Genomic DNA, 12,506 nt, shown 5'->3' with positions numbered 1-12,506 from the left:
CTGCAAGCAAAAGGACTCACAGGCAGCCATTCCAGACGGGGCAACTGCTTTGACAATGCGTGTGTCGAGTCGTTTTTTTCGCATCTAAAGACTGAGAAACTGTATCTGGAGAATCCTAACACACTTGAAGAAGCAAGGCACCAAATTGCGGACTACTTGACGTATTACAATGAGGAACGTTTCCAAAGCAAACTAAACGACCTTTCCCCGAAAGAGTTTCGGGAAAAGGTCGTCGCTTGAGAAACTGTGTTTTTTAGTGTCTACTTGACGGGGCTAGGACCAGCAAGCGCGGCTTTTTTTGAGGAGGTGAAGATCGTGAAGATCTTAAAGGCTATAAAGAAAGGCTCTAAAGACTATAAAAGACTATAAAGAGCTTAACAGCACTAAGAGCACTACCAGCACTAAGAGCACTAAGAGCACTAAGAGCACTAAAGATCGTAGAGTTCGCTTTTTGAATAAGCTTTATTTACTTTTTTCTATTTCTGTTAGGAGGATTTTCTATGCGATTCCGGCAGGTTCATCTCGACTTCCATACATCCGAAGCAATACCCGAGATCGGACGTCACTTTTCGCAAAAGCAGTTTCAGGACATGCTGAAGCTTGGACATGTCGATTCGATTACTCTTTTCTCCAAATGTCATCACGGCTGGGCTTATCATCCGTCGAATGCCAACGAGATTCATCCGGGGTTGTCGTTCGATCTGCTCGGATCACAGATTGAAGCCGCACATGAGATTGGAGTCAAGACGCCGGTCTATCTCTCAGCGGGACTGGACGAAAAACTTGCGCGGCGCCATCCTCAATGGCTGATCCGAAACCGGCAGGAACGGACCCAATGGGCGGCAGATTTTATGGAACCGGGATATCATGAATTCTGCTTCAATACGCCTTATTTGGATATGCTGACCGCTCAGGTCCGAGAAACGCTCGAACGGTATGATGCGGACGGTATTTTTCTCGATATCGTCGGAGTACGCGAATGCTACTGCCAAAATTGCGTGGCGGAAATCCGCCGTAAAGGCTCCGACCCGCGCAATATCGACGATATGCGGGCGATGTGGGAAGAAACGTACTCCAGATACGGAGCCGCAATGAAAGAAGCGGTTCATTCGCTGAAGCCGAGCCTTCCTATTTTTCACAATAACGGTCATATCCGGCGCGGACGACGGGATCTTGCGGCTTTTAATACCCATCTTGAACTGGAATCTCTGCCGACCGGCGGTTGGGGTTATGATCATTTCCCCCTGTCGGTACGCTACGCTCAGGGACTGGGCATGGATGTACTCGGCATGACAGGAAAGTTCCATAAATCATGGGGAGAATTCGGCGGCTTTAAGCATCCAAATGCTCTGCGTTACGAAGCGGCACTCAGCTTGGCAAACGGAGCTGGCTGCTCGATCGGCGATCAGCTGCATCCGCTCGGCATAATGGATCAGGCGACTTATGCGCTGATCGGCGAAGCGTATGCGGAAGTTGAAGAGAAAGAAGAATGGTGCCGTAATACGACAGCGGTCGCCGATATCGCACTGCTGTCGGCCGAAGCAGCCGGATCCTCTGCTGGAGATCAATCGGGCGCCTCCAATGCTTCCCCTATGGACTGGGCGGATACAGGAGCTGTACGCATTCTGCTGGAAGGACATCTACTGTTCGACGTTATTGATAAAGAAAGCGATCTGCATACTTATAAAGTCATCATTCTGCCGGATTGTATCGCAATTACACCGGATCTGAGAAAACGGTTGGATGCTTTTACGGCGGAAGGCGGCAAAGTGCTCGCAACCGGACAATCGGGACTGATGCAAGACGGCTCGAAGTTTGCATTGGATCTCGGAGCCGAATGGCTGGGAACTTCATCGTTCAATCCCACTTACGTGCGTCCGGACTTTAAACTGCTGTCACTGCGCCCCTCCTCGTTTCTTGTGTATGCGGACGGTTACGAGATCGGTCTGGCTCCAGAAGGCAGGTCGCTCGGCAGTCGTCAAAACCCTTATTTCAACCGGGATCTGTTCACGTTCACTTCCCATCTCCATGCGCCCTCTGACATGCAGGATGCCGGACCGGGAATTACCGAAGGCCCGGAAGGCATCTATATAGGCTGGAACTTGTTCACGGATTATGCCAAGTACGGCAGCCTTCCAGTCAAACAAATTTTATTGTACGTGTTGGATCGGCTTCTGGAATCGGCAGCGGGCGAACGAACGCTGCATGTCAATCTCCCGGCTCAAGGTATTGTGACGCTTCAGGAACAGTATGCCGAAAACCGACGGGTACTTCATCTGCTGTATGCCTCTCCTGTAAGACGCGGTAAAGATACAGAGATCATTGAAGACCTGCCAACCATACACCCGACCGAAATTAGACTTACGGAAAATCGTCCGGTGCGGAAATTGTATCTGGCCCCGCAGCGTATGCCGCTTGTGTTTACGCAGGAAAACGGGAGGATCTCCTGTACGGTGCCTGAATGGTCGTGCCATCAGATGGTTGTTGTAGAGTTTTAACTCTTCATTCCCGATTCAAATTCATTGATCGAGCTGAATATTAAACCATACAAAAAGACCACTTTCCGCCGTACGGTACGGCCGAAAAGCGGTCTTTTCTTAATGCTGAAGCCTGCTTTGAAATGTACAGATTCGATGCTTGGAACATTTACAGTGCCGACAATTCCCGATCGCCGACTATGGCTTGAACTGGCTTCTGCCATCTTCCCGTCGGCTGTGCATTCATGACTTCTCCGCCCCGAACGACGATCTGTCCGCGTACAATAGTGCCGGTCACGCTGCACGGAAACGTATGTCCGATATACAGACTTTGCTTGTGCTTCGCATAATAATTGTCTTCAGTCACCGTAAATGCTTCGTTCAAGTCTACGATCGCAAGATCCGCGTCCATGCCGACAGCTATTGAACCTTTCCGATCCGAGAGACCAAAACGCTCCGCCGGATTGGAGGCCGTCCAAGCGGCGACTTTTTCCAATGGAATATGGTGCTGCATCGCCAGTTCAAGTGCTGATAACAGTGTAAACTGACCGCCGCTGATACCGCCCCAAGCCTGGAACAAATTGTGATCTTTCGGGTCTTTCATGTCGAAAGGACACGGTGAGTGATCAGACGACAGCATATCGAATTTGCCCGCTGCCAGCAGAGCAATCAGCCGCTGCTGTTCGTCCGCTTCGCGAAGCGGCGGCGCACATTTGGCGATGGTACCTTTTTCCCGCAGATCGTTATGATTGAACAGCAGATAGTGCGGGCAAGTCTCGACAGTCACGTTCATTCCGCAGGCTTTGGCTTCTTCGATCTTCGACACGGCTGCCGCCGAGCTGATATGTACAAAATGCAGCGCACAGCCGGTAATTTCCGAATAGTACAACGCACGTTCTACCGCTTCGACTTCGGCAATGATCGGACGTGTTTCCAAATAATCGTCTGCGCTAAACAGGCCCGCTTTTTCTTTCTCTTCTTTTAACCAGTTGGTGATCGCGGCGCTTTCCGAATGGAGAGCCAGTACTTTTCCGAGTTCCGCGATTTTTTTCATCCCTGTAAGCAGCGTCATATCGTCTACCGCTTCAAACTCTTTGTTGCCGGTTGTGGATAGGAATGCCTTAAAGCCGATCACGCCGGAAGCTGCCAAAGGAAGCAGATCTTCTTCGTTGCCGGGTACAAGTCCTCCCCAGAGTCCGAAATCGACAACCGACTTCTCTTCTCCAAGACGTGCTTTATCGAACAAGGCTTCTGTATGGACTGTCGACGGTATACCGTTCAATGGCATATCGAAAAAGGTGGTGCAGCCGCCGGCGGCCATCATAGCCGATCCGGTCGTGAACCCTTCCCAATGTTCCCGCCCCGGCTCGCTGAAGTGAACGTGCACATCGATCATTCCCGGCAGCACATGGCGTCCAGCCGCATTCCACTCCTGATCTGCTTCGCCTTCCAGGTTGGCGGCAATCTTCGCGATCTTCCCGCCTTTGATACCGATGTCAGCTATGGTCTCTCCGCTTGGCAGCACTACACTGCCTCCGCGTATGATCAAGTCGAAATGTTCCATGTTCATCTCTCCTCTTCAGTTTGTCAGATTTCCTTGGCGTCGTCTGCGGCTTCCTCAAGCTCACCGCCCTTTTCGGGACAGCGCGTCAGTTTGAGGAAGCGTCGTTTGTCGTTTCCTCAAGCTCACCGTCCTTTTCAGGACGGCGCGTCAGTTTGAGGAAGCGTCGTCTGCCGTTTCCTCAAGCTCACCCTCCTTTTCAGGACGGCGCGTCAGTTTGAGGAAGCGTCGTTTGTCATTTCCTCAAGCTCACCCTCCTTTTCAGGACGGCGCGTCAGTTTGAGGAAGCGTCGTTTGTCATTTCCTCAAGCTCACCCTCCTTTTCAGGACGGCGCGTCAGTTTGAGGAAGCGTCGTAAATCGTTCCTTTTTTAAAACTTGAGCCTTTGAACGCGAACTTGCTGAGCAGCACGTAGGAGATACCTGCGGTTACAAAACCGATGATCCAGCCGATATCTACCAGAAGGAACGCCGCTCCGGCTCCGATTACCATCGCCAGCATCGCACTTGGGTTATATCCTTTGAATGCACCGTCTTCCCGGTACAATTCCGCTGCATCGACCTGCTGTTTGCGCAAAATGTAGTACTCCACCAATAGAATAGCGACAATCGGACCGAGGAATGCGGAGTAGATCAAGATGAATGTGTTCAACCCTTTTGCCGATGAATCCTGTACCAGCACCCAAGGGAACGAGCAGAGTGCCAGCAGCCCGGTGACGACAACGGAAGCTTTGTACTTCATCTTGGTGACGAGCGAGATCACGTAAGCTGGTGGTACGATGTTTGCGACCATATTAACGGCAACAGCTCCAATGACGATAAAGGCGGATACGGCGACAGTAATATACGGATTGTCTACGATAACCGCAAAAGCTTTGACTGGATTGGAAATGCCTGTTGCGGCCGCCATCATGGCTCCGATCGTTAGAACGAAACCATAAGCGATAAAGATTGGCAGGAAGTAGAGCAGGCCGCGCTTCTTGTCGCTCATGCCCGTCTTCAGTTCTCGGGAGTAATCTCCCGCGCTGAGGAAGATAGCCGCGTAATTCCCGAGGAATACCATAATGAAGGCGAAGAACGGAAGTCCCCATGTCCCTTGGGTGTTCACCCAGTTGTCGGCGATTGCCGCACTGTGCGAATTGAGCAGAATACCGAAAACGTACACCAGTGCCAACATAATCACTACCGAAGCGAGCGTCTCCACCCACTTAATCGCATGAAAGCCATAAAGCGAAAGCCCAATTTGAATTGCCTGCAGAACGATGAAGCAGATTGGAACGCTGTCGAATGCTCCGCCGCTCAGCACTTTGACAATCTCGTTCAGCGCCGTTCCTCCGACCCAACTCTGAAAACCATACCAGACAATGGCCGGTATTCCGCGAAGAAATGAAGAGATAATCGAGCCTTTGATGCCGAACGACATTCGCAGCTGCACAACATAAGGTACGCCGGTTCGATAGCCGAAACGATCGTTGAGCGCAAACACTGCGGAAATGATCCCAATCGCGATTATAGCGGCCACAAATGTCTGAAACAGATTTAGCGTTGCGATACCTGCAGCAATCAAGCTGGCTCCCAAGGTCATATTGCCTAGATTGACCCCATCCCCGATCCACATAAACATGTAAGCCACTGAACCAACCGTTCTGTCCTTCTCCTGCTTGGGCTTCAGAGATTCGTCTACACCCGTATCCTGCTGCAGCTGCGTTTCCGTTTCTTTCAACACTTGACCCGCCAAATTCGTAGACATATTCGCTCCACTCCCTCTTTTTGGTTGCCGTGCCGCTCCTACCGGTATTGTTGTACTTCCGCATAAGGTGGATGAACGGTAAGATAACATCACTTTTCTATGTAACGTATTCTTACTTTTGTTTTCTGATTCTTATTTTATCAGCTTATTGATACATTTCATTGACAAAAACGTAGATTATACCTTCAATAACTGTTGAATTTAAACAAAAAAATATCACACTAAGTGTGATATTCACTTGAAACCGTTTTATCTCCGAACTATGTATTCAAAACAAAGCTAATACATTGAGACGGCGTACTTTGCAACTTGTATCTTCCATCCTTATAAGCTCACAAGGTTTGTCAAGGTTTTCATTCCTTCAATGCGGCATTCTACTTGGTCACCAGGCTTAATATAAACCGAACCCGGTGTTCCTGTCAGAATGACATCTCCCGGATTTAAGGTCATGATATGAGACAGGAAAGAGATCAGGAAGGTCGGCGAAAAGATCATCTGACTCACGGTATTGCGATGCATGACTTCTCCGTTCAGTACCGTTTCGACCGCCAATTCCGACAAATTCGCATATTCATCCGGTGTAGACAGTGACGCGCCCAGGCTCAAAAACGTATCGAAGCTTTTGGCCCGCTGAAGAAAACGGGAATTACGGGCATGGATGTCTTTGGCGGTCATATCCAGTGAAGTGGTATAACCTGCCACAGCGCCGATTGCCTCTTCTTCAGCGACTCTGCGGCAGGTTCGTCCGATGACAATCGCCAGCTCGGCTTCGGCAGCAATCTGTCCGGCACCGTCCGGCAGAATGATCGAATCTTCAGGACCAATCAGGGAAGTATCCGGCTTCAAAAAAATGACTGGTTCTTCGCCTGGCGGACGACCGGACAGCTCTATTGCCTTTTCCAAATAATTCATCCCGATTCCTATAATTTTGCCCGGTCTGCGGTACAGCGCACCGTATCGAACTTCATCGTCAGGCAGAATAGGCAGCGAATCCAATATCTCTGCCCCTTTGCCGTAATACCATTCGCGCAGGGCGTCCATTCTGCCGCTTTGCAGCAGCGTCAGAATATCGGTCTCCCAGTTCATCCCTTTCTTCTCGTTCAACCAAGCTAACGGCACAAGACCTCTTTCTGTCATAAAAGCCGTGTGTTCCTGTTCTTGTTTCTGTCCCGTCCAGGCAGCGGTAACAAGTCTCATCAATACGCCTCCTTTGCAAACTGCTCTGCCGTCCATTCCAGCAGCTTCAGATCCGTACCCGGTCCACCGATAAAAGACAGCCCGAGAGGCAGGCCGTCAAGGCGAATTGTCGGGACGGTAACCTGCGGAAGTCCCGACAATCCCGCGATGCAAGAGAGCTGCATAACGTTCGCTCGGTAGTTTTCCGCTTTCTCCCCCTGTAGGCCAAGCAGCGGGGCAGGACCTGGAGCGGTCGGAATCACCAGAAGCCCGTCACTGCCGAGAAGTTCAGCAAGCTTGTACCTTACCCGGGTACGCAGTTCCTCCTGCGTCTTGCCGATGGACTCCGTAAGCTGGGAAGCCCATTCGAACCGTTCGGCAATGCCGGGTCCGAACACAGGCCGTTTTTCCTTAATCCAGCCGCCATGTTCCTGCCAAATTTCCAGCCCCTGCAGAATCCGGAACGCCGCAGACCAGTCGGCCAACGTTTCGCCGCTTTCCGTCAGCCGAACCTCTTCGGCCGACACCTTCCACTCGGCAAGTTTATGCAGCCTTCCGAGAAGCGTTTGCCGGTCGTTTTCTTCGGGCAGATTCCAAGCTTCATCAGCCGTGAAGAAGCGAGTGAAGCGCTGCCCATGAACTGAGGAATCTTTTACAGTCCCTATTGCCTTTTCATTTTCCTCATTCTTGCCCTCCAGCAGCACTCTGCCTACATGAAGCAGCAGCTCCGCGTCCGAACTCATCCAGCCCACCGTATCGAAGCTGCGGGCTAGTGGGATCACGCCTTCCGCAGACACCGCTCCGTGGGTAGGACGAAACCCATATAATCCGCAGTATGATGAAGGAATACGCACCGATCCGCCGGTGTCCGTTCCGATTGCAAAGTCGACTATACCCGCTGCAACTGCAGCTGCGGAACCGCTGGATGAGCCGCCGGGAATCCGTCCGGGTGCAGCGGGATTGGTCGGCGTTCCGTAGTGGAAATTTTCGCCGTTCAGGCTGTACATCAACTCGTCGGTCTGCGTCGTTCCTTTCAACTGTGCACCCTGCTTCAAGAGACGAATCAGCGCCGGAGCTGTCTCCGATGCCGGTTCATGAGTACGCAGCCAATCGGGATTCCCAGCGCTGCTCCTTATGCCGCAGATATCAAAGACATCTTTGACCGCAAAAATCGACCCGCTTAGCGTTCCCGCTTCAATAGGCGATAGAGCAACGTCAGGATCGACAAAAGCTCCCCATTCTCCGATTCGTTCACTTCGTTCCGATAGAAACTTCTGGTTCGGAACAGCGTTTCCCGACACTTTCATTTCGTTCATTTGTCATTCCCCCTTTGCTCGGATGTACGGGAGCGGACTCCTCTTTCGATTTTGTGCTGCCAAAACGTATTCGATCCAGCAGCAGCGCCAGCAGTATCCCAACAAGCAGTCCGCTGCCAAGCAGCGGACGAAGCAGCGGCGGCAGCGAAGCAAAATAAGCCGACGGCATTCCCATTACGATGATTCCGACAAAGAGTGGTGCCGCAGTCCGGTACAAGTTCGCCGAATCCATCCGAATCTGTCCAAAGTACTGAAGTGACGATCCGAGCAGCCTCAAATAAGTGACCAGCAGTACCGCACTGCCTATACTGAGCGGAAGAAGCGTAAGCAGGCCGCTGATCACCGGAATCAATCCGATAGCGGCAAACAGCAGGCCGCCGATCACGAAGGGCATCCGTTCGCGGATGCGCGTCTGCTGCAGAAACCCAACAGACGAGACGTAAGGCGCATACGGTACAAGTCCCAGTAGACCGGACAGAATTGCCAGCACACCGCTGATCGTAAAGGAACGTCTATACGAGCTGGTGGCCGCCTCTTTTCCATAAATCTCATCGGTTCCCTTCAACGCTCCGAATGTATTCGAAGCGTTGACCAGTCCGGCGATCACCGCAATGGCTATCACACCCGCATTCAATCCGGTCTCCGGCCCGCCAAGCGGGAACAGCACGAAATTCATCTTGTCGGAGCCGTCCGACACGGAATTTGTGCCGAAAATCATCGTATGCAGCAGCCAGCCGCCGAGAATACCGATCAGCAGCGCATATCGCCCAAGCGCAGATTTTGCCCGCACCGACAGCACAGCAACGAATGCCGCAATTGCTGCTGCCAGCAGGAAAATTGCCGGACGGATAACCGCTTCTTCCGCGGATAGTCCTGGCGAAATACCTAACATGCCTTCCAGAAAGATCATGTTCAAGCGGCAGCCCAACAGAAACATAAAAACTGCCATGACGCCAGGCGTAAACATTCGGGACAGCGGAGCAGCCAGCCCGCACAGACCAATCAGAACGGTGAGCACCCCCGAGATGATGATACCGACCGCCAGGCTTCCGCCCAATTGAGGCAGCGTAAGGCCGAGCGACGGTGCGGCTGCGCATAAGCTCAGTACGATGCCCCACCATAGACCCGACTGACCCTCCATAATCGAGCGTTTATGCCCAAGGCCCGCTTGTACGACACAGGCGAGGCCCGTCAGTACAAAAGAACATTGGATCAGCAGTTGAATCCGCTCCTGCGGCAGACCAAATGCGGCTCCAACGGTGATGGGAATAACAACTGTATTTGTAAACAAGAAAAACAACCACTGCAGACCGGCCAACCCGGACCTCAGCGAGAACATTTTCTGCATGCGTCACCTTCCGTTGGAAGCTTCATCGAGATTGAATGGCGCACCGACAAGAACGGCTGCTTATTCATCGAAAATTATCGAAAAAGCTTGATTTATACAAAAGGATTCCAGGAATTCCTGGAATCCTTAGGTGCAGTTTCGCTTCAGACAGCCACCGTCCGGTCACTCTGGACGCTGCGTTTCAGCGATTTTATCCTGCATCTCGCAGCTGCTATTTGCCTTGCAGTCTTGCAGTCTTGCAGTCTTGCAGTCTTGCAGCCTTACAGCGTGACAGCTCCCAGCTGCACCCGCTCATAGGCATCAAGCGCTTCCTGCACCCCACGTCCGATCGTAATTGGCGCATGATGACGGATCAAGACCGCTTCCAGCGCCGCCAGTACAAATAGTACATTTTCCTTGCGGCAGCTGTAGCCCATTGTGCCGATTCGCCAAATTTGGCCGTGCAGCGGACCGAAGGAGCTGGCGATTTCGATGCCAAACTGCTCCAGCAGCATCTTCCGTACAGACTCGCCGTCTACGCCTGCCGGAATCTTTACACAGGTTACAACCGGCAGCTTCCACGGCACGTCGTTGAACAGCTCCAGCCCCATACCCCGAAGTCCCGCCATCAGCGCTTTTTCATGCAAACGATGACGTTCAAACCGCTCTTCCAGTCCTTCTTCGAGCAGAATGCGCAGCCCTTCGCGGAGTGCATAGAGCATCGAAGTCGCTTCCGTATGATGATTCAAACGGCGCGGTCCCCAATAGTCCTGAAGCTGACTGAGATCGAAATAGTTGCTGCGGATCGGATGCGCGACTTCCCGGCGATCCCCTTCTTGCGCCACTCCACGCTCCACCTTTTTGCGGCTTGCCAGAATACGCTCCACCCGTTCGTTATAAGTGACGGGCGCCATGCCGGAGGGCACAGAAATACATTTCTGCGTGCCGCCGATTACGGCATCAAGCTGCCATTCGTCGACCTCGACAGGAGCTCCGCCGATTGAAGCAACCGCATCGACTACAGTTAATACGCCCAATTCCCGGCAGGCCGGACCGATCCGGTCCAGCGGCTGCATGCAGCCGGTTGACGTCTCCCCATGCACGATCGCCACTATTTTCGGCTGCACTCTTTTGACTTCGTCAATGACAGCCTGCTGGTCAAATACTTCACCCCATGTACACTCCATCAAATGAACTTCGGCACCGCTGCGTTCGGCGATTTCGGTCAGGAGATGTCCGAATCGGCCGAAGATCGGCACGAGAACTTTGTCCCCCGGCTCGATCAAACTGCACAGCACCGCTTCAATACCGGAGCGGGAAGTGCCGTCTACCGGGAATGCCCATTGATTTTTCGTCTGAAACGTTTCCCGCAGCATTTCCATCGTCTCATTCATCATTCGCGTGAATTCCGGATCAAATTGCCCCAAGATCGGTGTCGCCATCGCGCGCAGCACTCTTGGATCAGCCTCAACCGGACCTGGCGTCATAATTGTTCGCAAGGGTGCATGGATTTCCCGGTATTTTGTCATTTCGTCTCTGCCTCCTTGATCTTTTATCCGCTTAACCGTGCTATTTTAATAAGCCACTTTGTACAGCAGGTCGATTAACAGCCGTACACCGCGTTCCAAATCTTCGGTTTTTGTAAATTCCGCCGGCGAATGGCTGATACCGCCCCGGCTCGGTACAAACAGCAGAGCCGTCGGACAAAATGTACCGAATACCTGCGAGTCGTGGCCGGCTCCGCTCGTCATTTTTTTGAACGAGACGCCTTCCTTCTCCATTATCTCCTCCGCCGTCTTTCCCAGAGCCCGATCCATCGCAACAGGCGGCTCGTCCATCCATTGATGAATCTCGATATTCGTTCCTTGTTCGGTTGCAAGCTTCTCGAACTCCCGGAAGCACTCTTCGCAAAAGGCATGAATACGTTCCGCTTCACCGTGGCGCACGTCCAGACTGAACGTCACTTCTCTCGGAATCACGTTGCCGACATTCGGCTTAACATCCATTCTTCCGACTGTGGCAACGAGACCCTCATCGTCGGCTTTCGCCCGATTTATGACGACTCGGATAAGTTCGGCCGCAGTAAGCAGCGCATCGCGCCGCCACTGCATCGGTGTTGTACCAGCATGATTGCTTTCTCCGTATACAGTAATATCATAGCGGCGCTGACCCACAATGTGGCTAACCAACCCGATCGATTTGTTTTCGCGTTCCAGCACTTCGCCCTGCTCGATATGCAGCTCGATAAAACACTCCAGATCTCGGCGCTCCGGACGAGGATGCAGCCCGAAACCGAAACCGGCTTCACACATTGCTTCTTCAAGCGAAACGCCTGCGGAATCTTCTACGCCGACAGCCGCTTCACGATTTTTCGCGCCTGTGATGCTGCCGGAACCCCAGTAGGTCAGCGGAAACCGGCTTCCCTCTTCTTCACATAGCGATACGACTTCAATGGGCTTCAGCGGCGGCCCGTAGTGGGTTTTCAGATAATCCACCGCGATCAGTCCGGCAACGATTCCATATGCGCCGTCATATTTTCCGCCGCCTGTAACGGTGTCGACATGCGAACCAGTCAGTACAACATCTGCCTGAGGATCGCGTCCGGCCAGCCGACCGAACAAGTTCCCGACATCGTCGTAGCGGGGCAGCAGACCCAGCTCATTCATTTTCGCTTCAATGGCCTTCTGGGCCGACCTCCAAGACGGATCATACAGCAATCGCGTGACTCCGCCCTGCCCATCTCCGCCATGCGAAGCGAGCCATTCGACCATGGATTCGACCTGCTCGGATAAGGCGGACATCTTCGGCTGTTCGATCATCAATCTCATCCCCTCCATTCCAACAGTCTTATATTCATGTCACATTATTTCACTTGGCAAATGGTATAAGTGAATTGTAAA

9 protein-coding genes are annotated in these 12,506 nt (G+C 52.4%); 2 read left to right on the top strand and 7 right to left on the bottom strand.

Annotation, left to right across the window (positions count from 1 at the left end):
* Together F456_RS0108395 and F456_RS0108390 are read left to right on the top strand one after the other, a co-directional pair.
* Positions 1–240 (top strand): IS3 family transposase (locus F456_RS0108395; protein ID WP_018976383.1); only part of this gene is annotated, 240 nt, incomplete at its 5' end.
* Between the two features lie 260 nt (positions 241–500).
* Positions 501–2,498: an alpha-amylase family protein gene (locus F456_RS0108390; protein WP_018976569.1), complete on the top strand. Its 1,998-nt coding sequence runs from the start codon at positions 501–503 to the stop codon at positions 2,496–2,498.
* A gap of 148 nt (positions 2,499–2,646) precedes the next feature.
* Here F456_RS0108390 and F456_RS0108385 read toward each other — a convergent pair whose 3' ends face one another.
* From F456_RS0108385 to allC, 7 genes are all read right to left on the bottom strand, one after another.
* Entirely contained in the window at positions 2,647–4,041 is a 1,395-nt protein-coding gene (locus tag F456_RS0108385; protein WP_018976568.1) for an allantoinase, read from the bottom strand.
* A 333-nt stretch (positions 4,042–4,374) separates the two neighbouring features.
* Positions 4,375–5,787 (bottom strand): NCS1 family transporter, encoded by a 1,413-nt coding sequence (locus tag F456_RS0108380; protein ID WP_018976567.1) that lies wholly within the window; start codon positions 5,785–5,787, stop codon positions 4,375–4,377.
* 324 nt (positions 5,788–6,111) lie between these two features.
* Complete coding sequence (locus F456_RS0108375; RefSeq protein WP_018976566.1) at positions 6,112–6,984, bottom strand: fumarylacetoacetate hydrolase family protein; 873 nt, start codon at positions 6,982–6,984, stop codon at positions 6,112–6,114.
* Positions 6,984–8,279 (bottom strand): amidase, encoded by a 1,296-nt coding sequence (locus F456_RS0108370; protein ID WP_018976565.1) that lies wholly within the window; start codon positions 8,277–8,279, stop codon positions 6,984–6,986. Before F456_RS0108370 ends, F456_RS0108375 begins: the two co-directional genes overlap by 1 nt.
* Positions 8,215–9,627 carry a uracil/xanthine transporter gene (locus F456_RS0108365; protein WP_018976564.1) on the bottom strand — a complete coding sequence of 471 codons (1,413 nt, stop codon included), beginning with the start codon at positions 9,625–9,627 and terminating at the stop codon, positions 8,215–8,217. The genes F456_RS0108370 and F456_RS0108365 overlap by 65 nt, the downstream gene beginning before the upstream one ends.
* Before the next feature lie 260 nt (positions 9,628–9,887).
* Positions 9,888–11,135, bottom strand: coding sequence for a pyridoxal-phosphate-dependent aminotransferase family protein (locus F456_RS0108360; protein ID WP_018976563.1), 1,248 nt, complete (start codon positions 11,133–11,135; stop codon positions 9,888–9,890).
* A gap of 45 nt (positions 11,136–11,180) precedes the next feature.
* Entirely contained in the window at positions 11,181–12,425 is a 1,245-nt protein-coding gene (gene allC / locus F456_RS0108355) for an allantoate deiminase (protein ID WP_018976562.1), read from the bottom strand.
* Positions 12,426–12,506: the final 81 nt, after the last annotated feature.

Source organism: Saccharibacillus kuerlensis DSM 22868, from assembly GCF_000378145.1.
In the GTDB taxonomy this organism is placed as follows: domain Bacteria; phylum Bacillota; class Bacilli; order Paenibacillales; family Paenibacillaceae; genus Saccharibacillus; species Saccharibacillus kuerlensis.
Note: the sequence above shows the minus strand (reverse complement) of the source record. Positions and strands in the feature narration are given on the sequence as shown.

Excerpts from the sequence above, each read along its gene's own strand:
- F456_RS0108390 (WP_018976569.1), top strand. The coding sequence starts at position 501 with ATGCGATTCCGGCAGGTTCATCTCGACTTCCATACATCCGAAGCAATA.
- F456_RS0108385 (WP_018976568.1), bottom strand. The coding sequence starts at position 4,041 with ATGGAACATTTCGACTTGATCATACGCGGAGGCAGTGTAGTGCTGCCA.
- F456_RS0108380 (WP_018976567.1), bottom strand. The coding sequence starts at position 5,787 with ATGTCTACGAATTTGGCGGGTCAAGTGTTGAAAGAAACGGAAACGCAG.
- F456_RS0108375 (WP_018976566.1), bottom strand. The coding sequence starts at position 6,984 with ATGAGACTTGTTACCGCTGCCTGGACGGGACAGAAACAAGAACAGGAA.
- F456_RS0108370 (WP_018976565.1), bottom strand. The coding sequence starts at position 8,279 with ATGAACGAAATGAAAGTGTCGGGAAACGCTGTTCCGAACCAGAAGTTT.
- F456_RS0108365 (WP_018976564.1), bottom strand. The coding sequence starts at position 9,627 with ATGCAGAAAATGTTCTCGCTGAGGTCCGGGTTGGCCGGTCTGCAGTGG.
- F456_RS0108360 (WP_018976563.1), bottom strand. The coding sequence starts at position 11,135 with ATGACAAAATACCGGGAAATCCATGCACCCTTGCGAACAATTATGACG.
- allC (WP_018976562.1), bottom strand. The coding sequence starts at position 12,425 with ATGATCGAACAGCCGAAGATGTCCGCCTTATCCGAGCAGGTCGAATCC.